This window comes from Paraburkholderia piptadeniae (genome assembly GCF_900007165.1).
Classification (GTDB): Bacteria; Pseudomonadota; Gammaproteobacteria; order Burkholderiales; family Burkholderiaceae; genus Paraburkholderia; species Paraburkholderia piptadeniae.
Map to the genome: position 1 here is coordinate 28,218 of NZ_CYGY02000056.1, position 25,899 is coordinate 54,116.

Here is a 25,899-nt window from a genome sequence, read left to right on the forward strand (position 1 = left end):
AGCGCAACCAGTCTGACGACACAACCAGCAAACGCTTGATCTGGATCAAACTTCTCTCGACCAGGCGAAGGCACATTGTCGGAAGGCTATGGATGTCGACCGTCAGCCACATTCCCGTCCCGACGGTTCCGGACAACCCACCGACATCGATGAAAAAATTCCAGACTCTCGCGGCGAAGCTAGGCATCATCGGCGGTTTGCTGCTGCTTGCAGCGTCCGTTTCGATCGGCTACACGCTATGGGCAAGCTGGCAGCTCGAAGGCGGCGCGGCCGCCGTCAACGAAGCGGGCCGCATGCGCATGCAAACCTGGCGGCTCGCGCAAACGCTGGCGCTCGGCGATCCCGCGCACATCAAGGCACAAGCCGATCGGTTCGAGCAAAGCGTCGCGCTGTTGCGCAACGGCGATCCGGCACGGCCACTGTTCGTGCCGCACGACGCAGGCTCGACGGCCGCCTTCGCTGACGTGCAGCGCGCATGGACCGTGGTGCGCAGCCACTGGACCGCTTCCCCCGCGCCCGACTCGGCGCAGGCGGCCACCGAGGCCGAGGATTTCGTCAAGCATATCGATCGGCTCGTGTCGGCCATCGAAGGGCGCGTGTCCTATCTGACCGCGATCCTGAACATGCTGCAGGTTTTCATGATCGGCTTGACGATTGCAAGTGCGGTCACGCTGCTCTATTCCGCCTATATCTTCGTGTTCAATCCGCTCGAACGGCTCAAGACGGGACTCGCGCGCGTGCGGGAAGGCGATCTGACGGCGCGCGTCAAAGTCGACTCGAACGACGAATTCGGCACGCTGTCCGAAGGCTTTAACCGGATGGCCGAAACGCTCCAGGAGCTTTACCAGAACCTGGAGGTGAAAGTCGAGGAAAAGACCGAACGGCTCGCCGCGCAAAATGCCCGGCTCAGCACGCTCTACGAGGCAAGCGCGTTCGCCGCGCACGCGGCGACGTTCGACGAACTCGCAAGCGGCTTTGCGAGACTGGCGCGGCTGGCGGTGAAAGCCGATGCGACGGCCGTGCGATGGACCGACGAAGCCAATCAGCGCTACCTGCTCGTGGCGTCCGACGGCCTGCCGACGGAGATTTCCGAAAGCGAAAAGTGCATTCCGACGGGCGGCTGCCATTGCGGCCAGCAGCACAGGCAGGCGAGCACACGTGTGATTCCTATCCGCCCCGACCATCCGGGCTCGCTCGGGCACTGCTCGAAAGCCGGTTTCAGCACCGTGATCGGCGTGCCTGTCAAATTGCAGGACCGGATGGTCGGCGAGCTGGATCTGTTCTTCAACGCCCCCGCGACGCTGACCGACGAGGACCGCGTGCTGATCGAAACGATGGGAAGTCATCTTGCCGTCGCGCTCGAAGGCCTGCGCGCGGGTGCGCTGGAACGCGAGGCGGCCGTCGCCGCCGAGCGCAATCTGCTTGCGCGCGAAATGCACGACTCGATCGCGCAAAGCCTTGCCTTCATGAAGATCCAGATCGGCCTGTTGCGCGGCGCGATCAAACATGCGGACGAGCCGCATGTCGAGCGGACGGTGTGCGAACTCGATGCCGGCATTCACGAGAGCCTGTCCGACGTGCGCGAGCTGTTGTTGAACTTCCGCACGCGCACGAGCGGCGAAGACATCATTCCCGCGCTGCGCACGACGTTGCAAAAGTTCGGGCATCAGACGGGGCTCGCGACGCATCTGTCCGTCGAAGGACACGGCGTGCCGCTGCCGGCCGACGTTCAGGTGCAGGTGCTGCACGTCGTTCAGGAAGCGCTGTCGAACATACGCAAGCACGCTCACGCAACCGAAGTGTGGCTCGACGTGCAGCAGGAACCGCAATGGCGCGTGACGGTCCGCGACAACGGCTGCGGCTTCGTCAGCGGCGCTGTGCAAAACGATCGCCATATCGGCTTGAGGATCATGCACGAACGGGCCGAGCGCATCGGCGCGGCCGTTTCAATCGACTCGATGCCCGGATCGGGAACGCGCATCGTACTCACCTTGCCCGAACGCAGGAGGCTGGCAGCATGACAGACCCGACATTGATCCGCGTACTCGTGGTCGACGATCACACGCTGTTCCGGCGCGGCGTCATCGCGCTGTTGAGAGCCGACTCGCGCTTCGAAGTGGTCGCCGAGGCGGGCGATGCCGGCGAGGCCTATCGGCGCGCCGCCGAAACGCAACCGGACATCATCCTGCTCGACAATCATCTGCCCGGCGTCAACGGCGTGGATGCGCTGCCGGGGCTTCTCGAAGCGGCGCCGCGGGCGCGCGCGCTGATGCTGACCGTGAGCGAGGACGAAAGCGATCTGGCTGCCGCGCTGCGCGGCGGCGCGCGCGGCTATTTGCTGAAGACCGTCGACAGCGATGTGATGGCCACGGCGATCGTGCGAACGATGGCAGGCGAATCGACGGTCAGCCCGGAGATGACCAGCAAGCTCGTCACCGCGTTTCAGTCGTTGCAAGGCAAGGACGAAAAAGCATCGTCCGATGAAGACCCGATCCGCAATCTGTCGCCGCGCGAAGAGCAAATCCTCGCGCAAGTCGCACAGGGACGCACGAACAAGGAGATCGCGCGCGCGATGAACATTGCGGAAACAACCGTCAAGATTCACGTGCAGCACATTCTGCGTAAGCTGAAGCTCAGCTCGCGCGTGCAGGCGGCCACTTATGCCGTCGCGCGCGCTACGCAGGATTCCCCAGTGCCGTATCACTGACGCGCGAGATGATCGGCAATCTCCCGCAACTCGTGCAGCATCCGTTCGCCCGCCGAGACGTACTGCGCCGGATCGCCCGTCCGGACGCTGGCGCGGAACGTTTGCAGCGCGCGCTTCAGCGGTTCGTACCGGAGCACCGACGCGCCGCCGTCGACGCGATGAATCCACTGCCGCAGCGCGGCCGGCTCGGTGTCGGGTTCGCCCAGCAGACGTTGCAGTTCGTGCGCGTCCGAGACCATCGTCTGGACGATGACTGCAATTAGCGCCTCGTCGCGCCCGCTGCTGCCGAAACTCTGGTTGATGGCGGACCAGTCGAGATCCGGCAGAGCGCTTGCCTCGGTCGTCACGGCTGCGAAACCTGAGTCCATCTCGACGGCAACCGCTCCGGAACCTGGGCCTGCATCGGCTTCGGACACGCCGGCATTCGGCGAGGGCCCGTCGCGGCTCGCCGATGCCTCGGAACCCGGCAGGCACTGAGGCGCGAACCGGGCAATGCAAGCGACCAGATCGCTGAGCTTTGCCGGCTTGTAAAGGCATTCGTCCATCCCGGCGGCAACGCATTCGCCGCGCTCTTCACGCCCGACGCTCGCCGTCAGTCCGACAATGGGCATCCGGCGCGCGCCATGTTCCCGGGCGCGTATGCGCGTCGCGAGCGTGTAGCCATCCATCTTCGGCATATGGCAGTCGGTGATCAACAACGCGTAGTCCGCCGACTCCAATGCGTCCAGCGCTTGTGCGCCGTCTTCGACGGCATCGCACGTGCAACCGAGGAGTTCAAGCTGCTGGCGGAGCAGATGACGGTTGATCGGGTTGTCTTCGGCAACCAGAATCAGAACGTGCTGGCGCAACGCTTCTTCGCGACTGCGCGGCGCAATCGGCGTGAATGCCGATGCAGGCGACTCCAGGCCGAATTCCGCATCGCCGTGCAGCGCGGCGTTGCAGACGGCGGAAACGCCCTGCAACGTGACGGGATAAACGCCCAGATAACAGACGTCCCCCACCCGCAGATATCCGCTCGATTTGGGCGCGGCCGTCGTGGGAATGACGGGCACGCCCCCCGTCTGCTCGTGAACGGCCGCCTCGCGTCGACCGTGCGCGAGAAGTTCGTCCGAAGGCAGTCCTTCTGCCGTCAGATAGTCGTCGATGATCAGCTGACACTGCGCTGGCAACATGCCGGCGGCGCCGAGGGGCTCGTTCGGCTCCAGCGTCACCACGGCGCCTCCGAGCGTGCGCACGGCTTCCGTCAGGCTGCGCAGCACATAGGCGTCGCGGACATGCAGACCAACCGTTACGCCGCCAAGTGGACAGCACTGAAACTCCCGCTGACAGACTTCGAGCGGCACACGAAACTCCACCCGCGTGCCACGGCCGACCTCGCCTTCCATGCCGATGGTGCCGCCCAGCATATCCACGAGGCGCCGGCAGATCGACAGCCCGAGGCCCGTGCCGCCGAAGCGCCGCGTCGTCGACGCTTCCGCTTGCACGAATGGCTGGAACAACTGCGCCTGCTGGCCCGCACTGACGCCGATGCCCGTATCGGTGACGCGCCACACGACGGTTTGCACGCCATCGGCTTCGTTCGTCAGTTCGACGTCGAGCCGGACGCTGCCCTCGGCGGTGAACTTGATCGCGTTGCTGAGCAGATTGAAGAGAATCTGCCGCAGCCGTACGCCGTCGCTCCACACCACGGGCGCCACGGCCGCGTCGATGCGCAGCCCGAGCCTCAGGCCTTTTTCCTGCGCACGCCAGAAAAGCAGGCCAAGGCTGCTCGTGCAGAGTTCGCGAATATCGACGGGCGCACGCTCGAGAACGATCTTGCCCGCTTCGATCTTCGAGTAGTCCAGAATGTCGTTCAGTATCTGCAACAACGATTCGGCGGCCTGCGAGATCAGCTTAACCTTGTCGGTCTGATCGGGGCGTAGATTGCTGTGAGCCAGCAATTCGATGAGGCCCAGCACGGCGCTCATCGGCGTGCGTATTTCGTGGCTCATCGTCGCGAGAAAGTCGCTCTTCGCGCGAGACGCCTGCTCGGCCGCATCGCGGGCTGCCGCAAGCGCGGCTGCGTATTCGTGCTCCTGCTCCGCATCGCTCCAATAACCGTTCCAGACGACATCTCCATTGCCGGCTCTCTGCGGCACCGCGTGCAGCCGCGTCCATCTGAACGCGTCATGGCGCTGCACGCGGACCTCGCGGCTGACGCCCATCGAGGTCTCGCTGGCGTCCTGAAGATCCGCTAAAAGCGGGTCCCGGTCATCAGGGTGGATGGACGACAAAATGGTCCCGGCGCCTTGCAGTTCGGCGCTGGTCTTGCCGAACAGTTCAACGGTATTTCCGCTCATCCACGTGTAACCTGGATCTCGATTCTTCTCGCGTCGAAACTGGAAGGCCGTCGCCGGCAACTGGCTCGTCACGTCGAGCAACCGGAGTTCGGCTTCGCGGCGCACCTGCGCCTCTTTACGCAGCAGTCGCCGCGAGCGCCACAACACGGCCATGACCACCAGCATCGCGATCGCGAAGGGCGCAATCCGCGCGGCGATGTCTCGCCACGACGGACCGAGCACGTAGTTCGCGGCGAAGTAGCGGTTCTGGATCGCCAGCCGCTCGGTGTCGGGCATCGAAGCCAGCGCGCGATTGACAAGCGGCATGAGCCGGGCGGCCAGCGCCGGCGTCATCGCGATTCCCGTCTGTAGTGGAGCGCCATTGGAGCCGATGACGCGAAGATTGCCGCCATGCATGCGATGCAGCATGTAGTCAGCGGCCGCCAGATCGTCCACGTAGACATCGGCCGTTCCCTGGGCGACGGCATTCATGCCGGTTTCGATATCCGGAACGCCAATGATGCGCGCCTGCGGAGCCGCCGATACCACCAGCGAGCGCAGACCGCCGCCCTCGGTGACGGCCACGCGCTTGCTGTTGAGTTCGCGCATCTGGCCGATGGCGGGCGTATCTCTCGCGCCTACGACGACGACGGGGAACGTCGCATACGGACGCGACACGGGAATGCCATGCAGCGCGGAATCGCCCGGCACCGCGACGGCGATGAGATCCAGCCTGCCTGATTGCAGCGCATCCACCGTGGCGGCGAAGTCGGGCGGGCGCTGGCGCACGAAGGCGATCCCCAGTTTGTCCGCCAGATAACGGAGATAGTCCAGCGCCATGCCGTGCGGCTCGCCGCTGTCGTCGACATACGCGTAGGGCGCCAGACCCGTATCGACCGCTACGCGCAGCGGGGGCAGCGAGCGCAGATAGGCGCGCTCGTCACCGGTCAGAAAGAAAGGCGCCGCGATCTCCCGCTGGATGGGCCCCGTGCTCATCCAGCGGCTCACGATACGCTCGCGGGTATCGGCAGGCAGCGCGTTCAGCCGCTCGTTGAGCGTGTCGCGCAGCGTTTGCCTCTCGCGAGGAAAGCCGAAATGGATGCCGCTTTCGGTTTCCCGGTAGCGATTGATTTCCGCCAGTCCGGCAAACTCGGGCTGCGACAGCGCGTATTCGACAACGGGCGCCAGCGTGATATAGACGTCGGCATCGTTGTGCAGCACCGCGTGCAGGCCGGCTTGCGGATTGGACACGTGCACGAAGACGGAATCCGGGTAGCGTTCGTGCGATACCCGCTCGATGTAAGAGCCTGCTTCCGTGGCGATGCGCTTGCCGGCGAGACGTGGGAGCATGCTGCCTGCCGCCGCATCCGACGCGCGCCCGACCACCAGCACATCGGAATCGAAATACGCATCGGAAAGAATCAGGCAGGGTCTGGCTCTGCCTGGCCCCTGGAGGCCGAGAACGATATCCACAGAGCCCGCGCATACGGCCGTGTTCAGTGATTCGAAGTCCGGAAAGATTTGCGCCCGCACCTGCGTCGACGGGTCCAGTACGGCCTTCAGGAAATCGAATGCGGCGCCGGACAGCTGACCGTTGTTCACGATCAAAATCGGGGGCCAGCCTCCTTCGACCACCCCGACGGCGAGGCTGTCCGGCGTAGTCGTTCGCGGTGGTGTCTGTGGTGATCCCTGTCCAACGGCCCCGCTCGACAGTGCAGCCAGCGTCACCAGCAAAAGCAGGAGCAGTCTGACGCGAAAGATCGAAGTCTTGTACATGGCACTCCGGAAAACGCGAACAGCATGAACAACCGCGATGTCGACGCGCGGGCGAGCCGGCCGCCCATGTGGAATGAAGTTTGCGACGCAGACTGCACACGCTGATGCACCGACAGATAATTAGCTTGTCGTCTATTGTCAAATGCATTTGAAAAGCGGGCCGCTTCTGGCGTGCCCCGTTCGGACGGAAACGGGGTCGGCGCGGGCAGCGAGATGCTTGACGTGTCTTGCGGAGACGCGAAGCGAGAGCATCAAGGGTTTCTGTCGAGGCATGTCACGTGTTCACGACCTGTCCAACAGGAGATGCGATGCCATATCAGACAAACGAGGAGCTTCCGGCTTCCGTCCGGGACCACCTTCCCTCTCATGCCCAGGATATCTATCGCGCCGCGTTCAATCACGCGTTCGAAGCGCATGCCGCCGATCCGCGCCGCGAAGAGGCGGCTCACAGGATCGCGTGGGCGGCCGTCAAACGTTCATATGACAAGGAAGGCGAGACGTGGGTCCGCAAATCCTAGTGTCGTTGTGAAAACACGCCGCTTCGCATCGGAGCTTGTGCGTATCGGCGACGCGATTGCGCACGCCGACATGCTCGCCTGGCCATTCGGCATTTGCGACGTCGACATCATGCGCATGGCGCGCGAATTCGGCTATATCGCGGGGTTCACGCTCAGCGCCCGTCGCGTCGAAAAGTCTTCGACGTTGCTGGCTTTGCCACGGTTCCCGATGGTCGACGATGTGACGCCGCGCATCCTCGGCCGCCTGCCCGGCGAGCCCTACCCGCCGTCCGTCCACGCGCCCCGCGCGCGCTCATGGCACCCGCGCGCCGCGCACGGACACGCGAGCGCGTGCGCAGCAGTCGCGGCGTCGCGCTCGTCCAGACGCTGCACGCGATGTATGCTCAAGCTTTGAGCCGTATGCAACGCTACCTGCGCTATCGACGGATGCACAGAGCCGATCATGTGGTACGCCCTCATCGATGCACAACGACGCCTGACCCGGGCGATGGCCGAAAGGCTGCCGGAAGAATCCGCGTGTGCGCCCATCGTGCAAGCGCCTTGGGTGATGCCCACCGAAGCGGCGAGTGCGTTCCGCCACTGGATGCTCAGATCCACATGCGCGTTCGAGCAGGCGCCGCCGTTCGCGATCGATGCTGTCACGAGCGACGGTCGCCGGATTCCCGTCGATGAATCCGGCGCCGACACGCTGCCCGTCGGCACGCTGCGCAAATTCACGCGTAACCGCATCGGGCCGGAGCCGGCCGGAAAGTGGCCCGTCATGCTCTGCTCGCCGCTCGCCGGTCATCACGCCGTGATGATGCGGGAAACGATCGAAACGCTTCTCGAACACCGCGACGTCTATATCACCGACTGGGCCGACGCCCGCGACGTGCCGCCCGAAGCCGGCCCTCTGCCGCTCGACGATTACGTGCTCGCGCTCGAACGCTTCATGCGCGCCGCTCGCGCGCACGGAACGCCCGTGCACGTCATGGCCGTCTGCCAGGCGACGGTGCCGGCGCTCGCGGCGGCCGCCTTGCTCGCAAGCTCGCAGGACGCTCCATTCGCCAGCGTCGCGCTGCTGGGAGGGCCGATCGATACGCGTCTGCATCCGACGCTCATCGACCGCTTCGCCCGTTCGCACACGCTCGACTGGTTTCGCACCAACGCGATCGACGCCGTGCCGGCGCCGTATCGCGGAGCCGGACGGCGCGTGTATCCGGGCTTCGTGCAGCAGGCGGCCATCAACGCCGCGCACCCGGAACGGCATCTGCGCCTCGAGGGCCGTTACTGGGCGAGCTGGCTCGCAGGCGACATGCCCGGCGCGCTGAACGCGTTACGTTCGCTGAACGAGTACGCCGCCGTGCTGGACATGGCGGAATGCTATTTCCTCGACATTATTCGCGTCGTGTTTCATGAACATCTGCTGCCGCGCCAGACGTGGTCGGTCGCGGGACGGCACGTGACGACGGACGCGCTTCGCGATACACCCCTGTGCACGATAGAAGGCGATCACGACGACATCGCGGGCGAAGGGCAAACGCATTGCGCGCACGACCTGTGCAACACGTCGCGAGCGCGGGCGGGCGGGAAGATCACCGTTCCACGCTGCAATCACTACGATCTCTTTACGGGCGAGCGCTGGCGCGACGCCGTGCATCCCGGCCTGTGCGACTTCTGGAGCGAAATCGAAAACGCCGCGCCCGCAGTCCCGCACAGGCGACACGAGACAAGACCCGTCGGAAGGAGACAGGCATGACGCGCCGGCGAATGCGCAAGCGCCAGTGCGGCCAGTGCGCTCCATGATGCCTCGATCAGCGCGTTGAGCGCATGCGTGTTTTGCAGCAAGGTTCTACGGCCATGCCGTCGTCGCGTCGCTGCGCGCGGATCCAACTTGCAAGCTCGCGCCTTCCGCGTCGCATGCTTCGAATCAGCTTCTGCTGCACTGCCGTACGTCGAAGCGCTACCGCAGTTGCTGCTGCGCGTCGGACGCGGCCCGCAGGTCGGGCATGCGCCCAGACATACGCTGTCCGACGCGGTGTTTTGACACGCTCGCGATCACCAGCCATCGCGCTGCTCTCACGGTATCCATTGACCTGCCTCAAGGGCCCCGATGCGTCGCGCGATAGATTGAAGCTGTCAGCCAACCAGGCGGGCTTCGATGTGATCCGTGCCAGCCCGCTTTCCGCGCAAGACGCACATACGCTAATCGAATGGGTCATGTCCCGATGATGCGAGCGTTGCAAGAGTCCTGAATCCTGCCCGTGAAGGAGCCATCGATGAGAATCACCATCCACCTCGATACATTCGAATGCGCCGATCCCGCCGTCTATGCGATCCTCTGGCTCGACCGCGAAACGCGTAAATGGTCGCGCGAGGGACATGCCGTGATCGATGTTCCACGATGGGGGACGCTGATCTCTTCGAAGAGCGGCACGCGAGTCTATGACGCCGCGGGCGTGCATCCATTTTGCGAGCTGTCGGCGCTAGATCTGACTTCGGCGGAAGGTCCGTTCGAAGGCGAATCGGGCCACGCGCTCTGGTATCGGCATGCGCATCGTGCGCCCATCGTCGGGCAATGGCATGTGCAGTGCGTCGACGAAACCGATGCGGAACCCGAGAACGGCGTGTTCGCAGATGACGAGGTTTGAACAAGTGGTTTCAGCATTGACCGGATACGTATGACCGGCCGATATGATCCGCTCGCGACGAGCGTTCCGGTTCCAGCATCGCAGGCGCGCTCACCTCGTCGCCTTGCTTCAACGCGCTCGCATAGCCGACGAGCGCGGGCCCGGATCACCCGCTGATCTTCACCCGCGCATCGCATCCGTCCATCTGCGAAGGTTCGGCCGGAACCGCTTCGAGAAAGCCACGGCCCATTTCGCGCTCGAAGCGTGACGGCGTGCCTTCCCAGACGATGCGCGCGTGCTCGAGCACATACACGCGGTCCGCGTGAGGGAGCGCGAACGTGACGTTCTGCTCGCCGAGCAGCACCGTGATGGGCGTCGTCTTCTGTAGCTTCTCCATCGCACGCGACAACTGCTCCAGAATCACAGGGGCGAGGCCGAGCGTCGGCTCGTCGAGAATCAGCAACTTCGGCTGCATCATCAGCGCACGCGCGATGGCAAGCATCTGCTGCTCGCCGCCCGACAGCGTGCGGGCCGTTTGTCCCTGGCGCGACTTGAGGATCGGAAACAGATCGAAGAGCCACGCGAGCTGTTCCGCGCGTACCGCGTCGGCGAGATGGTAGCCGCCCAGGTCGAGGTTCTCGCGCACCGTCATGTCGCCGAACAGCTCGCGCGTCTCCGGGCATTGCACGACGCCCGCGCGCGCGATCGCCGCGCCGCTCATCCCTTTCAGCTCCTGTCCGCCGAAACGGATCGTCCCCTGATAAGGCACGAGCCCCGAGATCGCGTTGAAGAGCGTGGTCTTGCCCGCGCCGTTGAGCCCCACGACCGACACGAACTCGCCCTCGTGCACATGAAGGCTCACGCTGTCGAGCGCGCGCGCCTTGCCGTACAGCACGCCGACGTTCTCGACCTGAAGCACCTGCGGCCTCGCGCTCATGTCGCCGGGCGGCCTCTCGCGCGTCTCGATCTTGCCGCCCAGATAGACGCGGCGCACGGTTTCGTTCTGCATGACCTCGTCGGCCGTGCCCTCGGCGACGTGCTCGCCGAGGTACATCGCGAGCACACGGTCGGCAAGCGCAGAGAGGCTCTTCACGTTGTGATCGACGAGCAGCACCGCGCGCCCTTCGGCGCGAAAGCCTCGAATCAGCTCGGAGAACGCCACCGATTCCGCTGCCGTCAGACCCGCGAACGGCTCGTCGACGAGCACGACTTTCGGATCGCGCGCGATCGCCTTCGCCATCTCCATGCGACGCAGGTCGGCGAAAGGCAGCGTCGCCGGGTGACGCTGCATCACGGCCCCGAGGCCAACGCGCTCGGCGATCTCCCGCGCGCGCCGGTTGACGTGTGGATCGGCGGCGAGCTTCATCAGCGAATCGGGCAAGAGCGCGAGCTTGATGTGCTCGAGCACGGTTTGCCGGTGCAGCGGCCGCGAGTGCTGGAACACGATGCCCACGCCCGCGCGCGCGATCCGGTGCGGCGCCCAGCCCGCCATCTCGACCCCGTCGACCTTCACCGATCCCGCATTGGGCCGCTCGATGCCCATGATCAGTTTCATCACGGTCGACTTGCCCGAGCCGTTCGGGCCGATCAGGCCGAGAATTTCGCCGGGCCGGATGTCGAAGCCGATATCCTTCACCGCGACGAGCCCGCCAAAGCGCTTGGTGAGCCCGCGTACGGCGAGACGGGGTGAATCGCTCATTCTCGCTCCCTCACGCGCAGCACGTTGCCGAGCAGCCCGTCCGGGAAGAACAGAATCACGGCGAGCGCGACGGCGGCGACCACGAAAGTGTTGATCTGCCCGAGCGGACGCAGAAATTCGCCCGCAACGATCAGGAAGATCGAGCCGAGCACGGCGCCGAGTATCGTGCGGCGGCCGCCCAGCACGGCTGCGATGATGATCTGCACGCCGATGCCGATATCCACCACCGTGCTGACGGACGCGGTGCCCTGGTAGAACACGAGCATCGCGCCCGCGACGCCGGAGAACACCGCGCTGATGCAGAACGCCGCGAGCTTGTGCTTGGTCACGTTGAAGCCGAGCGCCTGCGCGCCGATCGTGTCCTGACCGCTCGCCTGCAGGATCAGGCCGATCGCGGAACGCGACAGCCCGAACAGCATGATCGCGCAGACGATCAGGAAGACGACCGCGATCCAGTAGTTATGCGACGCATCCACCGACATCACGTCGGGCACCATCATGCCGATCTCGCCGCCCGTGACGCCCGCGAAAATCACGATCGAGTTTTGCAGCAGAAGCACCGCGACCAGCGTGACGAGGCCGAAGTACGGTCCGCGCAAACGCAGCGCGGGCACCGCGAGCAGCAGCCCGCCGATCAGCGCTACGAGCCCGCCTGCCGCAACGCAAACTGCAATGGGCGCGCCCCAGTTCGCGTCGAGTATCGCAGCCGTGTAGGCGCCGAGGCCGATCAGGAACGTGGGACCGAAGTTGACCTCGCCCGCGAATCCGAACAGCAGGTCCCACGACATCGCGAACACACCGAAATAGAACCCGACGGTGAGCACGCCGAGTATGTAGCCCGACAGCCACCAGGGCAGCGTCGCCGCGATGGCGACGAGCACGATGGCCCACACTGCGCGCGAACGGAAAGGAGCGGTCATGATGATCTGTGCGGTTAGCGCCGTCCGAGAAAGCCTTGCGGTCTGACGTACACGACGAGCACCAGCAGAATCAGCGCGGGCAACGGCCGCAGCGTGGGCGCGACGAGATAGGCGGTGATCGTCTCCAGATAGCCGACGACGTACGCTGCCATCAGCGAGCCCGACACGCTGCCGAGTCCGCCGAGCACGACGATCGAGAAAGCGCTCGCCGTCAGCTGTCCCACGTTGTTCGTGCTCACGCCGAGGAACGACGCGAGCAGCACGCCCGCGATGCCCGCCAGCACGCCGTAGATGGTCCATGCGAGCAGGTAGATGCGCGAAAGCTCGAAGCCGAGCAGCGTCAGGCCGCGCGGGTTCATCGACGCCGCGAGCAGTGCCTTGCCCACCCGCGTGCGGTTCACGAACAGCCAGAGCAAACCGATCACGACCCAGCACACGACGGCGATCATGATCTCGTTGAACGGCGTGCGCACGCCCGCGATGTTCGCCACGCCCCTGATGAGCGGACGCATCGTCACGGGGTTGTCGGTGAAGAGCCACGCCATGCCCTGCTGGATCATGATGCCCCACAGCAGCGTGCCCGTCAGCACGAAGATCTCCTTCTCCTCGCGCGGAATCGCCTCCGACCGCTGGATGGGTCGCACGACCATCAGATACGTGATGTACGCGGCCACCATTCCCGACAGCACGCCGAGCAGCGTACCAAGGTACGTGCCGAGGCCCGCTTCGCCCGCGAGCACCCAGCCCATCAGCGCTGCCACCAGCATCACGCCGCCATGCGCGAGATTGAGCACGCCGGACACGCCGAAGATCAGCGTGAAGCCGATTGCGCCCAACGCATAGAGCGAACTGATTGCAAAGCCGTCGATAAGAATCTGCAGTGGCAGCATGCCCGGCCTTTGATTGTCGATGAGGTACGGATGCAATACCTTTCGTGACGGATCGCGCTTGCGTCGCCGAACGCGTGAACCGTCGCTGCGGCGCCGAAGCACCGCAGCTTGCATCACCGTCGCGCGGCTAGTTCGCGGACGCCTGCTGCACCTTGACGAAGGCCGGGAACTTGACCGTGCCGTTCGCCACCGACTTCGGCCAGATCGCCACCTGCTTGCCGTCCTGCCATTGCAGGTTGATGCCCGTGATGTAGCCCGGCCCGTACTTCAGCGCGTGAGTGAACTGATCGTTCTTGCCGTAGAACTGCCAGCGGCCGATCGTGCCCACGTAGTCCGTTTTCTCGAGCGCATCGACCATCTTGTCGGGATCGGTCGAGCCTTTGTTGCGCCTGATCGCATCCGCGAGGATGTAGACGAGGTCATAGCTCGTGAAGCCGCAATACGCAGGCGACACGCCGAATTTCTTCTGATACGCATCGACGAACGGCACCGTCTTCGGCGTCATCGCGACGCCGGGCGCCGCTGCCGATGCCGTGATAACCCCTTCCGTCGCGCCGTTGGTGTCCTTCCAGAAGCTCGTGGTCGTGGCCTGCGAGCTTTGTCCCGTCATCGGAATGGGCACCTGCTGGTCGTGCCATTGCACCGTGGGCTGCACGCCGACGTGGCTGATGCCCGTCGTGATGGTGTCCGGATGCTTGCTCTCGATCTGGTTGAAGATCGGCGTGAAGTCTGACGTGTCAGGATTGAAGCGGATGTGATCGAGCACCTGAAGCCCCGCCTTCGGCAGGCATTCGAGGTAACGATCGTCGAGCGGCTTGGTCCACGCGGCGTCCTCGCTCATCACGACCGTCGTCTTCATCTTGAACTGGCCGACCAGTACGTCGTGCGAGAAATCGCAGATCGACTGCGCGATGAACGCCGACGTCATCCAGCCGTGGAAGGTGTACTTGTAGTGATCGTAGTCGTTGTGGACCTGCTTCGAGATGTCGTTGCTCGCCGCGCCCGGCGTGATGAACGGCATCTTCAGACGCGCGGACCAGGGCTCCATCGCGAGCGCCACCTCGCTGATGTAGCTGCCGATCACGGCCACCACCTTGTCCTGATTCGCGGCGCGCTGGAATGCGCGCACGCCGTCGGAGGCCGACGAGTGATCGTCGTAGGCGATGATCTGGATGGGTCTGCCGTCGACGCCGCCGTGGGCGTTGATCTCGTCCGCCGCGAGTTGCGCGGACTTGCTGATCGAAGCGCCCGCCACCGCGGACTCCTCGCTGATGACCCCGATCTTGATCGGGTCCGCTGCTGCATACGCCGTGGCCGCGAGGCCAAGTCCTGCTACCGCCGTACCCGTCGCGATGACGCGATACAGGTCCCGCCACATCTTGTTCTTGGACATGTTCTGTTCTCCAATTCTTTACGATCGGGGAGCGACATCTGCCAGACACGTTGCAGCTATTAAGGGTGCGCGCACAACAGTACCATCGGCATTCGACGTACTACATCGGTAGTTACGATTAGGGCGGCGCTGCGGCCACGATGGTGCAAAGCGAAAAAAGCGCGGTCCGCATTCACGTCAGCACTGTCAAGATTCCCGCCGGAACGCCAGAACATATGCGCATGTCCCTAACAACGGGACAAGTGCCGCCGCGCATGCTGCACTGCTTTGCGACGGCTTCGCATCGCGCGCAGCGGCTGCGTAATGGGCGGTCTACAATCTGATCGTGCGCGACGCGCAGCGATGGGTGGTCGTCAACGGCGAGCAACTGTCCGATCGAGCGGGTCGCGCACTGGTCGTACATATAAGCCGGCAAAGGAGGGACGATGCCCTCGCAAGTGAGCTCCCGCGTGCGCATCCGACGCGCCGCGATCACCGTTGCCGCTGTCATCGTCGGCCTGATCGTCATCGGGCGCCTCACGCGTGTTCTGGTCGACTGGATGTGGTTTGCTTCGATCGGCTACGCCCGCGTCTTCTGGACGGTCCTCGACGCCAGAGTGCTCCTGTTCGCCGCCGTGTTCGTCGTCTCGTCAGCAGCGATCGGACTATCCGGGCTGCTCGCGCATCGTTATGCAAGGCGGTTCGATCCCTCGTCGGCGACGCTGGAGATCGTCGACGAACGTACCGGCCGCGTCATGCCGCGCATCGGCTGGCACTGGGCTATCATCGGCGCCGCCGCGCTGCTCGGGCTGCTGCTCGCAGCCTTCGAAGCCTCGAACTGGGACCTCGTGCTTCGCTATCTTCGTCAGGTGCCGTTTGGCGAACGCGATCCCATCTTCGGCAACGACATCGGCTTCTATGTCTTCTCGCTGCCCGTCTATGTGGCGTTCAAGAACTGGCTGCTGCGCGTGCTCTTTTGCAGCGCCATCGTTGCGGGAGTGATCTATGGCGTGCGCGGCGACATCGCGGTAGAACAGCCGCCACGCGGCCTCTCGCGAGCCGCCGCGATGCATGGCTCAGCGCTGCTCGCGCTGTTCTTTGCGGCAAAGGCCGGGTCTTATTGGCTCGACCGGTTTCTGCTGCTCTATGACGACAACGGCGTCGTCGTCGGCGCGGGCTATACCGACATCCACGTCGGGTTGCCGGTGCTGTGGCTGCTCATGGGTCTTGCCGCCGCCGCATCCATCGCTTCATGGGCCAACATGCGAAGGCGCAGCTATCGTATTGCCGTGGCATCGGCGCTGCTGGTGTTCGGCGGCTCGTTCGTATTCGCCGTGATCTATCCGGCGCTTTATCAACGGTTCTATGTCAAGCCGAGCGAACTCACGCTGGAGACGCCCTATATCAAGCACAATATCGCGCTGACCCGGCAGGCCTACGGTCTCACGCAAATCACGGCGAGGCCTTTTGCCGCTGAACAGGGATTGAATCCGGCCGAACTGCAGGCCAATCGCCCAACCATCGATAACATCCGCCTGTGGGATGTGCAGCCGTTGATGGATACCTATGCGCAGTTGCAGGAGATCAGGACGTACTACCGGTTTCTTTCCGTGGACATCGACCGCTACCGGCTCGACGCCGGCTACAGACAGGTGATGCTCTCCGCGCGCGAACTCGAAACGTCGATGCTTTCAACCAATGCGCAGACCTGGGTGAACCTGCATCTGCTGTTCACGCATGGCAATGGCGTTGTGATGTCGCCCGTCACCGAGAAATCGGCCGAAGGATTGCCGTCGTTCTATCTGCAGGACATTCCGCCCGTTGCCAATGGCGGCCTGGCGGTTCGCGAGCCGCGCCTCTATTTCGGTCAAGGCGAGCAGGACTATGTGATCGTGAAAGGCAGCGTGCCGGAATTCGACTTCCCCCACGGGAAGGAAAACGTGTACGCGGCTTATAGCGGTCGCGACGGAGTCGGCATCGGCAGCAACGCGCGACGCTTCCTCTTTGCGTGGCAGTTCGCCGATCCCAACATTCTGCTGACCAGCTACATCACGGACACGAGCCGGATTCTTTTCCACCGCAACATTCTGGACCGGGTGCGCACGATCGCGCCGTTCCTGAGCCTGGATCACGATCCGTATATCGTCGTGAGCGGCGGGCGGCTCTTCTGGATACTGGATGCGTACACGGTCAGCCGCTGGTATCCGTACTCGCAGCCTGCCACCGGCGATGGCACCAACTACATCCGCAATGCGGTCAAGGTGGTCGTGGATGCCTATAACGGCACGGTCGATTTCTATGTCAGCGATCCTGCCGATCCCATCTTGCGGACCTGGCAGCGCATCTTTCCCGGACTCTTCAAGCCACTCGATGCGATGCCGCAAGACCTGCGGCAGCATATCCGCTACCCGGAAGATCTCTTTCTGATTCAGGCGCAGCTTTATCGCACCTACCATATGGAAGCGCCGGAGGTCTTTTACAACCGCGAGGACCTGTGGCAATTTCCGCGCGAGCCTGGCGGTATCGATGCGGGCAACGCCCAGGGCGCGCGGATGGCGCCGTACTACATGATCATGCGGCTGCCCGGCGAGGCACGCGCCGAGTTCGTCCTGCTGCTGCCGATGGTGCCCAGTCAGCGCGAAAACATGATTGCCTGGCTTGCGGCGCGTTGCGATCCGCCCGAGTACGGCAAGCTGATCGTCTACACGTTCCCGAAAGACAAGCTGGTGTACGGGCCGTTCCAGATCGAGGCGCGCATCCAGCAGAACACCGAGATCTCGCAGCAGATTTCGCTGTGGAACCAGATGGGCTCGCGCGTCATTCGCGGGCATCTCGTCGTCGTGCCGATCGAGAATTCGATACTCTATGTGTCGCCGCTCTATCTGCGCGCAGCGTCGGGGCAGTTGCCCGAACTGAAGCGGATCATCGCCGCGTACGGGGACCGTGTCGTGATGCAGGAGACCCTCGCGCAAGCCCTCGCAGCGCTCTTCGAGCAAACCTCGCCAACGGCAGCGCAGCCTCCGGGCACGGCGGACGAGCGCGCCCGCGAAGCGCTCGCGCACTATAACCACGCGCTCGAACGGCTAAAAGCAGGAGACTGGAGCGGCTTCGGCTCGGAACTCGATGCGCTCAGGCCGCTTCTCGAATCACTTGGCGCCGGGCGTCCAGAGCATCGTTGACGAGTCGGGAGTGTGGGTCCTGCTTCTGACATCGAATGATGCGTGCGTGAAATGCAAAGCGCCGCAAGCGCGGCGCTCCGTACTACTTTGCTTGTGCTGCTTCGAATGCGACGAGCGGCATCAGAACCGATGCACGATACCCACGCCCACGCCGACCATGCTGCGCGATGACGAAGGCGTCGAGTTGAAGCCGTCGCCGAGCGTCGCCGTCGCGTTGATGATGTTGCCTGCGCCGTTATTGCCGAGCGTCTGGCCGTTCGCGCGCTGATACGCCTCCAGTGCATACAGGCCCGTGCGCTTCGACAGTGAGTAGTACTCGGACAGGTTGAACTGCTGGTACTGCGCGCTGCTGGTGATGCCGTTGGCCTTCGTCGCGCGCGTGTAGCTGTAGCCCGTCGCGAAGTCCCATGCGGCCGTCGGCTTCCAGTGCAGCACGATGCCGCCCGTGTTCCAGATCGCCTCGTCGCGGAACGACGAGCCGGCGCCCGGGATGTACTGCACGTTCGTGTACGTCGCCGTGATGTCGAACTGGCTGTTGAACGTATAACCCGCGCCGACTGCGAAGCGCTGTTGCGCCTGCGCCGTGCGATAGCCGTTCGTCACAGCCGAGACGCCCGTCTGCGCGCCTGCGTTCGACGTCGTCGAGTCCGTGCCGAATGCGCCGCCGCCGACCGTCGAGTTGTTGATGCGCGAGAAGCCGACTGCAATACCGACAGGACCCTGCGCATACTGGATCGCCGTGCTCCACGTCGAGCCCTGGTTCACGCTGCCCGGCACGCCCGCCAGCGAATACGAGCCGCTGAACTTGAAGCCATAGAGTTGCGGCGACATGTACAGCAGCGTGTTGTTCGCGCGATAGATCGTGTCGAGGCCATCCACGTCGCCCGGGTGCGCGCCGTAGAAGCCCGTGAGCCACGTCGTCGGGCTATACGGCGACAGCAGCTGGTAGTACGACGCATATTGACGGCCCGCCGTCAGCGTGCCATACGTGCCGTTCGTCACGCCGACAAACGCCTGGCGGCTGAACATCAGGTTGGTCGTCGACATCGCGCCGCTGTTCGCGCTGAAGCCCTCTTCCAGCGTGAAGATGGCCTTCGTGCCGCCGCCCAGGTCCTCCGCGCCCTTCAGGCCGAAGCGGCTGCCTGCCCACACGCCCGTGATCATCTTGAACGCCGAGTGGCCGCCCGATGTCGAACCGAGCGTCGTCGAGCTCGACTGATAACCGATGCCGTTATCGACGATGCCGTACAGCGTCACGCTGCTTTGCGCGAACGCGGGTGCATGCGCTGCCGTAGCAACGGAAGCAACTGCCGCCAGACCTGCGAGGCGCCGTTGACGGTTCTTTTTCATTGCGTTTTTCTCCAGATGCCTCATCGAGGCTGTTATTGATTCGTTGTTCTGTGCCTGCCAGTCGATCAGGCTTTCAAACCGATGTAATTTCGCGCCGCTGCGTCGCTGCGTCGCGCGGCTCAACCCGCCGGCGTCGACGTTTTCGTCGCGGTGCGGCCCGTCGCTTCGTCGGTATCGTCCGGTTCGGGAATCGCTTCGATGCGCCCCATCACGAACACGAACGACACGATGCCGACGGCCAGGATGACGCCCGCCACGAGGAACGCGTTGGCGAAGGAGTTCGTCGCGCCGACGATGAAGCCCGTGACGATGGGCGCGGCCACGCCCATCAGGTTGTTGGCGAAGTTCATGATGCCGCCAACGGTGCCGACGCCGCCCTTCGGCGCAATCAGCGACGGAAGCGACCAGCCGACGGGCGCAGCCGCCGCAAGACCGCCGAGCGCAATCGAGATCCACAAGATCGCCCATCCGGGATTCGTCGTCTGCGTCGCGCCGAAGACAGCGAGGCCGAACAGCATGCCCGTCACCAGCACCGCCTTGCGCACGCGCGTTTCGTCCTTGCCGCGCGCGATCAGATGGTCGATCAGCCAGCCGCCGACGACCAGGTCCGTCACCGTCGCCACGGCCCACGGAATCGCCGCGAAGCCCGCCGACTTGAGGATGCTCATGTGCATGGTCTGGACGAGATAACCCGGCAGCCAGGTCAGGAACAGATAGAACGAGTAGCCGTAGGCGGCAAAGCCGATCGTCAGGCCCCAGACCTTGGTCTTCGTCAGCAGGTAGCCGAGCATGCCGAACACGCTTGCGCCCGAGGTGCCTTCGGGCGTCGCGCCACCCTTCTGGATGTAGTCGAGTTCAGCGGGAGAGAGCTTGCTGTCCTTGCTCGGATCGCGATAGATGACGAGGAACGCGATGAAATACGCAAAGCTCAGCAGCGCCGTCACGCCGAATCCCCATCGCCACCCCGCATTCACGACGACGACGGCGACGAGCGGCACGCCGATCACATTCGAGAACTTGGCGGCTGCATCGAAAATCGCCGTCGCGAGCGCGCGCTCCTTGCGCGGAAACCAGTAGCCCGTGGCCTTCGAGCTGACGGGAAAGCCAGGCGCTTCCGCGATGCCCAGCACCGCGCGCGCCGCGAACACGCCGCCGAATCCGCTCGCGAAAACGGTGATGGCCGACGCGAGGCCCCACAGGAACGCGCCCCAACGGCCGACGCGCGTCACGCCGAAGCGGTCGAGAAAGAGTCCAGCGGGCACTTGCAGCAACGCATACGGCCAGAAGAACGCGCTGAACAGCAGGCCCATATCGGCCGGCGACAGATTGAACGCCTCTTTCATCTGCGGCGCCGCCACCGACAGATTGATCCGGTCGAAGTAATTGATGAGCACGCCGATGCCCAGCAGCAGGCCGATGACCCAGCGCCGGTTGGGAACGCGTTGCCCTGATGCGATTGCCATCATGGTCTCCTTGAAAAGTTATCGTTGTGGCCCTGTCGGCCGGGCCACGAAGCAGAAGTTTGGGACAGCGCTATCTCACGCAGGCTGCATAATGGCAGGGTGCAACCGCGAGCTGCCGCACCACGCGGCCGCCTCCGTGACGAGGCTGGGAAGCGAACGGGTCCCGTCGAGCGTCAACGTCAACGGCTCGGCAACCGGGCGCTCGAGCGTGGCGAACTGGCTTTCGACGAGCGACGCGGGCATGAAGTGGCTGTCACGCTGCGCCACGCGCCGCAAGGCCTCGCGTTGCGGCAGGTCGAGAAACACGAAGCCAAGCGACGATGTCGCGTTGCGCAGCCGGTTGCGATAGCGCTCTTTAAGCGCCGAGCACGCGAGCACGGCACGCTCTCCACGGCTCGCGACGCGTTCGAGTTCTTCCGCGAGGCGGTCGAGCCAGCCCGCGCGATCCTCGTCGGTGAGCGGAATGCCGCGTTTCATCTTGTCGACGTTCGCTTGCGGATGAAACGCGTCGCCTTCGATCAGCACCCCGCCGAGACGGGCCGCGAGCGCCTGCGCGACGCTGCTTTTGCCGCATCCGGCGACACCCATGACAACGAGCGATGAAACGTGTCCGATCATATGCGACTCCTTTCAGCTATTGAGATAGCGCTATCTCATACGCACAAAAATTATGTCCCGTGACCCTTGGCGCTCGCGTTGCACGGCGGCTCGAAGCCGTCGAAGGAACGCTGTTGCGCGGGACGCAAGACAGCGCTATCCTAAATCGATTATGGCGACATCGACACTCAGGAAAACCCGAAGCACGGGCCGGCCGACCCTCGAAGCGGTCGCCCGGCTTGCTGGCGTCAGCACGATTACGGCGTCGCGCGCACTGCGCGGCCTGGGCTCGGTCGGACCCGATTATGTGCAACGGGTCAAAGCCGCCGCGGCGGAACTGAACTACGTCACCAACCCCGCCGCCCGCGCGCTCGCGTCGTCCCGCAGCGATGCCGTGGCCGTCGTGATTCCGTCGCTGTCGAACGCGGTCTTTGTCGACGTGCTCGAATCGATCCACACGGCGTTGCGTCCGCGCGGCTACGAAATCCTGATCGGCAATTCGCACTACTCGCGCAACGCCGAGGAAGACCTGATCCGCCACTACCTCGCGTCGCCGCCAAGCGGCCTGATCGTCACCGGCTTCGACCGGACCGAGAGCGCGCGCCGCCTGATCGACGCGAGCGGCGTGCCTTGCGTGCACATCATGGAACTCGAAGAGGCCGAGGGCGTGCATTGCGTCGGCTTTTCGCAGGCCCGCGCCGGCGAAGCGGTCGCGGAGCATCTGATTGCGCGCGGCTGTCGCCACAATGCGTTTGTCGCCGCGCAGCTCGACTCGCGGATGATGCAGCGCGGAGAGGGCTTTCGCGAGACGCTGCAGCGCAAGGGCCTGTACGACCCCGACCTCGAAGTGCTCACGCCGTCGCCGTCGTCGATCGGGCTCGGATGCGATCTGTTCCGCCAGTTGCTGCAACGGCGCCCGGACGTGGACGGCATCTTCTTCGGCAATGACGACCTCGCGCAAGGCGCGCTGTTCGAAGCCCGACGGCAAGGCATCGCGATTCCGGAGCGCGTGGCGATAGTCGGCTTCAACGATCTGGCGGGCGCCGCGGATTGCGTGCCGCGCCTGACCACCGTACGCACGCCGCGAGCGGAAGTCGGACGCATCGCGTCCAGCCTGCTGCTGTCGATGATCGGCAACGAGCCGGTCGCGTCGCCCGTCGTCGATCTCGGCTTCGAACTGGTCGTGCGCGAAAGCGCGTGATGCCCGTGGTCATCGCGACCGTTCAGCCCCCGCCTAGCAATCCGAACACTGCCACGCTGTTTTGCGTGCCCACATACACCTTGCCGTTCGCGATCATCGGCGTGATGAACTTGTTGCCCGCGCCGAACTGATCGCGCGCGCCCGCGGCCTGGTTGCTGTTGTACAGCTCGACCGCGAGATTCGTCGCGTCGTACGCATGCAGCACGGCGATATCACCGTTCTCGAGCGCCCACACGATTCCGTTTGCATTGCCGTTCGCGGAAATGCTCGGCGTCGCGCCGGGCATGCTGAAGCTCGTCGGCGTGCGGCTGGTCGGAGTCGCCGTCAGCCCTGTGCCGCTCACGCCGAAGGCCTTGATGCTGTCGCCGACCGAGCCGAAGTAAACCGTATTGTTGAAATACGCGGGCATGCCGAACTCAGGTCCCGTCAGTTGTCCGCTGATCTGCTGAAAAAGATTGTTGGCGCTCGGGTTGAACTTGCCCATCGAATCGCGATTGACCACATAGATGATCGCGTCCTTGCCGGCCCCGAGCGCGAGGTGACGGACAGCACCGCTCGCGTCGGTCAGATCCGGCAACACGAGCGCGCCGCCCGAGCCCAGGTCCTCGTCGGCTTGCGATTCCGTCAAGGTGTTCGACATGACGAAATAGTCCATGACCTTCGGGGGATTGGCCGCGCCCAGCTTGATGAACGCGTTGCCGAAGTTGCCGTTCACCGGGAAACCATTCGCGTCGAGCGTCGTATCGAACGTGCCGTTGCCGTCGAGGAAATAGATCGACTGCCCGTCCGACGCCATGCCCGCGCCGCTCATCCAGATCGCGCCTCCCGCGCCGTTCGGCGTGAGGTTCAGCACGCCCGTTTGCTGCAGCGTGTCCGCGCTATAGGAGATCACCCAGCCGTTATACGGCGGGATATCGCAGTGGGACGTCCAGCCCGTGTAGACATTGCCGTTCAGCAGCAGCAATGACTGGCGCTCCGCGTACTGCTTCGGATCGAACGTGAGCGTGCTGCCCGAACTGTTCGGGCCGCTGCCGGGGGACGACGCACTGATCGTCGCCGGACCGCCGAACAGCTCGGCGCCCGTCGTGAGGTCGAGCGCGTGAATGCGCTGGTGATAGTTGCCCGACGCATCCTTCGACATCGCCACCAGATACATCGCGCCATTCGGCCCGCGCCCGCGATCGATCACGGGTGTCGAAGTGATGCCGATGATCGGCGAAATCTGGAAGCAGTTAAGGGCATCGCTCGGCGTTTCGCCGTTGCTGAGCGCCGAGACTTTCCAAAGCTGCGCGCCCGTATCGGCGTCGAACGCATAGACGCTGTCGTTCTCTGTCGCGACATACAGCACGTTGCGCGTGCCGCCCGCAATCGTTACGTTCGCCAGATAGAGCGGCTCGGCGTCGACCTTGCCATCGACGGGCAAGTTGTTGATCTTACCGAAAGTGGACGAATTCACGTTCGCGGGTGTCAGCTTCGTTTCGTGCAATTGCGTGCCCGTGCGCGCGATGTCGTTGTGATAGGTGACGACATCCACCGTTGGAGCCGCGGTCGCCGGCGGATTTCCCGCGGTGCCCGATCCCGAACCGCTGCCAGAGCTGGTGCTGTCTCCACCCCCGCCGCCGCTGCAACCAACATACAGTACGGCGATCAGCACCGCGCAAATCAGGCTTTTGCGACCGTGAGCTTTCATGTGTCCACCCCACAATCAAGCAAGCCCCGCTGTCCACCATCCGGGGCTGTCCGACGATTATCCGCTCGCGTCGCGGCAATCGCCATATAAGGCCACTAATGAAAACCGGCTGCGCGGCGTTCGACACACGGTCGATCCGGCACGGCTCATGTCCGGGTTCTGCACGGACCTTTTTTGTCACGCATCCGCCGACGTTGCTGAGCAATGCGCGTGCCCAGTCCGTCATTCACGGATACCGCGCCTGTGCATCGACACTGTGATGCGGTGAAAAGAAGCTGAACGGCGATGGCATTGTGCGGGCGGGCAAAACCATTGCGCGAGCAAGACGCGCGTAGATGGCCGCGCGGACGATACGAAGGTGAAGGTCGCTCGCGGCAACGGTGACTATGCAGGCGGGCCCTGGTCCGCTCGCGACAGCGCCAACGCCAGCCTCGCTCCCACTTCCGCGTTGTGCTTCACGAGCGCGATGTTCGTCGCGAGGCTGCGCCCGCCCGTCAGCGCCTTGATGCGAGCCAGCAGAAAAGGCGTCACGGCCTTGCCGCTAATGCCCTGTGTGGCGGCATCCGCAAGCGCCTGGCGTGTGATTGCGTCGATCTCTTCGGACGGCATCGCCGCCGCTTCCGGCACGGGCGTGCTCAACACGACGCCGCCCGCCAGCCCCAGGTCCCATTTCGTGCGGATGAAGCGTGCCTGCTCATGCGCATCGTCGAGCCTGTAGTCCGCGCGAAAGCCGCTGTCGCGCGTGTAGAACGCCGCGAAATTGTCCTGCTCGCAACTGAGCACGGGCACGCCGTGCGTTTCCAGATATTCGAGCGTGAGTCCGATGTCGAGGATCGACTTCGCACCCGCGCATACCACCGCCACCGAGGTCTTCGCCAGTTCTTGCAGATCGGCGGAAATGTCGAAGGTCTCGGAGGCGCCGCGATGCACGCCGCCGATGCCGCCCGTGACGAATACTTCGATGCCCGCGAGCGCCGCGCAGATCATCGTGCCCGCAACCGTCGTCGCGCCCGTTTCGCCGCTCGCGAGCACGGCGGGCAGATCGCGGCGGCTGACCTTGTGCACGCCGTCCGAGCGGCCGAGCCGTTCCAGCTCGTCGTCTGAAAGGCCGATGCGGATTCGTCCGTCCATCACGGCAATCGTCGCGGGCTCGGCGCCCAGTTCGCGGATCAGGGCCTCGACTTCGCGCGCAGTGCGCACGTTCTCTGGGTACGGCATGCCGTGCGCGATGATCGTCGATTCCAGCGCCACGAGCGGACGGCGAGCCGCTCGGGCTGCTGCGACGGGCGCGCTGAAGGTCAACCAGGAGTGTGCGAGGTCTGCAGCCATATCGACGTTCTCCGAACACGATCATTACCACCCAACTTACCCATCGTAAACCAAAGCGCCTGTCCGAACGCATTTCTCATTTGCGGACTTGCCGGATTCGCCGGTGTTTCGTAGCCGGTTAGCTGGTTGCATTTACACGGCTTCGTTGCGTCGGCGCTCGCGCTCCCTCGTACTTGTCTCTGAGCCGGTGAGTTTCACCTTTAATGCGTGTGTTTCGATCAGCTTCGTTTCGAATGCGGTCTGTGACAGAGCACGGAAATCGCTTTTCCCCGGGAATCCGC

Annotated in this window: 18 protein-coding genes; 8 read left to right on the top strand and 10 right to left on the bottom strand. The window is 64.2% G+C overall.

Going from position 1 to position 25,899, the window contains the following annotated elements; all coding sequences use genetic code 11:
* The first annotated feature begins 92 nt into the window (after positions 1 to 92).
* Entirely contained in the window at positions 93 to 2,021 is a 1,929-nt protein-coding gene (locus BN2476_RS27830) for a type IV pili methyl-accepting chemotaxis transducer N-terminal domain-containing protein (RefSeq protein ID WP_235850991.1), read from the top strand.
* Positions 2,018 to 2,707 (top strand): response regulator, encoded by a 690-nt coding sequence (locus BN2476_RS27835; RefSeq protein ID WP_087737440.1) that lies wholly within the window; start codon positions 2,018 to 2,020, stop codon positions 2,705 to 2,707. Before BN2476_RS27830 ends, BN2476_RS27835 begins: the two co-directional genes overlap by 4 nt.
* Here BN2476_RS27835 and BN2476_RS27840 read toward each other — a convergent pair.
* The gene (locus BN2476_RS27840; protein WP_087737441.1) at positions 2,701 to 6,801 is read right to left on the bottom strand and encodes an ATP-binding protein; all 4,101 of its coding nucleotides are present in this window, start codon (positions 6,799 to 6,801) and stop codon (positions 2,701 to 2,703) included. The genes BN2476_RS27835 and BN2476_RS27840 overlap by 7 nt on opposite strands.
* Before the next feature lie 308 nt (positions 6,802 to 7,109).
* On the opposite strand from BN2476_RS27840, the gene BN2476_RS27845 reads away from it, so the two are divergent.
* The 4 genes from BN2476_RS27845 (at position 7,110) to BN2476_RS27860 (ending at position 9,949) form a co-directional block, all read left to right on the top strand.
* Positions 7,110 to 7,319: a ChaB family protein gene (locus BN2476_RS27845; RefSeq protein WP_087737442.1), complete on the top strand. Its 210-nt coding sequence runs from the start codon at positions 7,110 to 7,112 to the stop codon at positions 7,317 to 7,319.
* A 7-nt stretch (positions 7,320 to 7,326) separates the two neighbouring features.
* Positions 7,327 to 7,713, top strand: coding sequence for a polysaccharide deacetylase family protein (locus tag BN2476_RS27850; RefSeq protein WP_087737443.1), 387 nt, complete (start codon positions 7,327 to 7,329; stop codon positions 7,711 to 7,713).
* A gap of 48 nt (positions 7,714 to 7,761) precedes the next feature.
* Complete coding sequence (gene phaZ, locus BN2476_RS27855; RefSeq protein WP_087737444.1) at positions 7,762 to 9,057, top strand: polyhydroxyalkanoate depolymerase; 1,296 nt, start codon at positions 7,762 to 7,764, stop codon at positions 9,055 to 9,057.
* 520 nt (positions 9,058 to 9,577) lie between these two features.
* Positions 9,578 to 9,949, top strand: coding sequence for a DUF3564 domain-containing protein (locus BN2476_RS27860; protein ID WP_087737445.1), 372 nt, complete (start codon positions 9,578 to 9,580; stop codon positions 9,947 to 9,949).
* Between the two features lie 145 nt (positions 9,950 to 10,094).
* Here the strand turns inward: BN2476_RS27860 and BN2476_RS27865 are convergent, their stop codons facing one another.
* From BN2476_RS27865 to BN2476_RS27880, 4 genes are all read right to left on the bottom strand, one after another.
* Positions 10,095 to 11,627, bottom strand: a complete 1,533-nt coding sequence (locus BN2476_RS27865; RefSeq protein ID WP_087737446.1) for an ATP-binding cassette domain-containing protein — start codon at positions 11,625 to 11,627, stop codon at positions 10,095 to 10,097.
* Entirely contained in the window at positions 11,624 to 12,547 is a 924-nt protein-coding gene (locus tag BN2476_RS27870) for a branched-chain amino acid ABC transporter permease (protein ID WP_087737447.1), read from the bottom strand. Before BN2476_RS27870 ends, BN2476_RS27865 begins: the two co-directional genes overlap by 4 nt.
* Before the next feature lie 14 nt (positions 12,548 to 12,561).
* On the bottom strand, positions 12,562 to 13,437 hold the full coding sequence (locus tag BN2476_RS27875; RefSeq protein WP_087737448.1) for a branched-chain amino acid ABC transporter permease: 876 nt from the start codon (positions 13,435 to 13,437) through the stop codon (positions 12,562 to 12,564).
* Positions 13,438 to 13,564: 127 nt separating this feature from the next.
* Positions 13,565 to 14,830: an ABC transporter substrate-binding protein gene (locus BN2476_RS27880; protein ID WP_087737449.1), complete on the bottom strand. Its 1,266-nt coding sequence runs from the start codon at positions 14,828 to 14,830 to the stop codon at positions 13,565 to 13,567.
* A 425-nt stretch (positions 14,831 to 15,255) separates the two neighbouring features.
* On the opposite strand from BN2476_RS27880, the gene BN2476_RS27885 reads away from it, so the two are divergent.
* Entirely contained in the window at positions 15,256 to 17,988 is a 2,733-nt protein-coding gene (locus BN2476_RS27885) for a UPF0182 family membrane protein (RefSeq protein ID WP_087737450.1), read from the top strand.
* A 120-nt stretch (positions 17,989 to 18,108) separates the two neighbouring features.
* Here BN2476_RS27885 and BN2476_RS27890 read toward each other — a convergent pair whose 3' ends face one another.
* From BN2476_RS27890 to BN2476_RS27900, 3 genes are all read right to left on the bottom strand, one after another.
* Positions 18,109 to 19,338: a porin gene (locus BN2476_RS27890; protein ID WP_087737531.1), complete on the bottom strand. Its 1,230-nt coding sequence runs from the start codon at positions 19,336 to 19,338 to the stop codon at positions 18,109 to 18,111.
* A gap of 119 nt (positions 19,339 to 19,457) precedes the next feature.
* A complete protein-coding gene (locus BN2476_RS27895) occupies positions 19,458 to 20,801 on the bottom strand; it encodes an MFS transporter (RefSeq protein ID WP_087737451.1) in 1,344 nt (447 codons plus the stop codon).
* A 75-nt stretch (positions 20,802 to 20,876) separates the two neighbouring features.
* Positions 20,877 to 21,419: a gluconokinase gene (locus tag BN2476_RS27900; protein ID WP_087737452.1), complete on the bottom strand. Its 543-nt coding sequence runs from the start codon at positions 21,417 to 21,419 to the stop codon at positions 20,877 to 20,879.
* Positions 21,420 to 21,570: 151 nt separating this feature from the next.
* Here BN2476_RS27900 and gntR point away from each other — a divergent pair, with 151 nt between their 5' ends.
* Positions 21,571 to 22,599 carry an HTH-type transcriptional regulator GntR gene (gene gntR, locus BN2476_RS27905; RefSeq protein ID WP_087737453.1) on the top strand — a complete coding sequence of 343 codons (1,029 nt, stop codon included), beginning with the start codon at positions 21,571 to 21,573 and terminating at the stop codon, positions 22,597 to 22,599.
* A 22-nt stretch (positions 22,600 to 22,621) separates the two neighbouring features.
* Here the strand turns inward: gntR and BN2476_RS27910 are convergent, their stop codons facing one another.
* Together BN2476_RS27910 and BN2476_RS27915 are read right to left on the bottom strand one after the other, a co-directional pair.
* Entirely contained in the window at positions 22,622 to 24,289 is a 1,668-nt protein-coding gene (locus BN2476_RS27910; RefSeq protein ID WP_087737454.1) for a PQQ-binding-like beta-propeller repeat protein, read from the bottom strand.
* A 384-nt stretch (positions 24,290 to 24,673) separates the two neighbouring features.
* Positions 24,674 to 25,618: a pseudouridine-5'-phosphate glycosidase gene (locus BN2476_RS27915; RefSeq protein WP_087737455.1), complete on the bottom strand. Its 945-nt coding sequence runs from the start codon at positions 25,616 to 25,618 to the stop codon at positions 24,674 to 24,676.
* Positions 25,619 to 25,899: the final 281 nt, after the last annotated feature.

What these genes read in the sequence shown, in the direction of transcription:
- BN2476_RS27830 (WP_235850991.1), top strand. Translation starts at nt 93, where the DNA reads ATGTCGACCGTCAGCCACATTCCCGTCCCGACGGTTCCGGACAACCCA.
- BN2476_RS27835 (WP_087737440.1), top strand. Translation starts at nt 2,018, where the DNA reads ATGACAGACCCGACATTGATCCGCGTACTCGTGGTCGACGATCACACG.
- BN2476_RS27840 (WP_087737441.1), bottom strand. Translation starts at nt 6,801, where the DNA reads ATGTACAAGACTTCGATCTTTCGCGTCAGACTGCTCCTGCTTTTGCTG.
- BN2476_RS27845 (WP_087737442.1), top strand. Translation starts at nt 7,110, where the DNA reads ATGCCATATCAGACAAACGAGGAGCTTCCGGCTTCCGTCCGGGACCAC.
- phaZ (WP_087737444.1), top strand. Translation starts at nt 7,762, where the DNA reads ATGTGGTACGCCCTCATCGATGCACAACGACGCCTGACCCGGGCGATG.
- BN2476_RS27860 (WP_087737445.1), top strand. Translation starts at nt 9,578, where the DNA reads ATGAGAATCACCATCCACCTCGATACATTCGAATGCGCCGATCCCGCC.
- BN2476_RS27865 (WP_087737446.1), bottom strand. Translation starts at nt 11,627, where the DNA reads ATGAGCGATTCACCCCGTCTCGCCGTACGCGGGCTCACCAAGCGCTTT.
- BN2476_RS27870 (WP_087737447.1), bottom strand. Translation starts at nt 12,547, where the DNA reads ATGACCGCTCCTTTCCGTTCGCGCGCAGTGTGGGCCATCGTGCTCGTC.
- BN2476_RS27875 (WP_087737448.1), bottom strand. Translation starts at nt 13,437, where the DNA reads ATGCTGCCACTGCAGATTCTTATCGACGGCTTTGCAATCAGTTCGCTC.
- BN2476_RS27880 (WP_087737449.1), bottom strand. Translation starts at nt 14,830, where the DNA reads ATGTCCAAGAACAAGATGTGGCGGGACCTGTATCGCGTCATCGCGACG.
- BN2476_RS27885 (WP_087737450.1), top strand. Translation starts at nt 15,256, where the DNA reads ATGCCCTCGCAAGTGAGCTCCCGCGTGCGCATCCGACGCGCCGCGATC.
- BN2476_RS27890 (WP_087737531.1), bottom strand. Translation starts at nt 19,338, where the DNA reads ATGAAAAAGAACCGTCAACGGCGCCTCGCAGGTCTGGCGGCAGTTGCT.
- BN2476_RS27895 (WP_087737451.1), bottom strand. Translation starts at nt 20,801, where the DNA reads ATGGCAATCGCATCAGGGCAACGCGTTCCCAACCGGCGCTGGGTCATC.
- BN2476_RS27900 (WP_087737452.1), bottom strand. Translation starts at nt 21,419, where the DNA reads ATGATCGGACACGTTTCATCGCTCGTTGTCATGGGTGTCGCCGGATGC.
- gntR (WP_087737453.1), top strand. Translation starts at nt 21,571, where the DNA reads ATGGCGACATCGACACTCAGGAAAACCCGAAGCACGGGCCGGCCGACC.
- BN2476_RS27910 (WP_087737454.1), bottom strand. Translation starts at nt 24,289, where the DNA reads ATGAAAGCTCACGGTCGCAAAAGCCTGATTTGCGCGGTGCTGATCGCC.
- BN2476_RS27915 (WP_087737455.1), bottom strand. Translation starts at nt 25,618, where the DNA reads ATGGCTGCAGACCTCGCACACTCCTGGTTGACCTTCAGCGCGCCCGTC.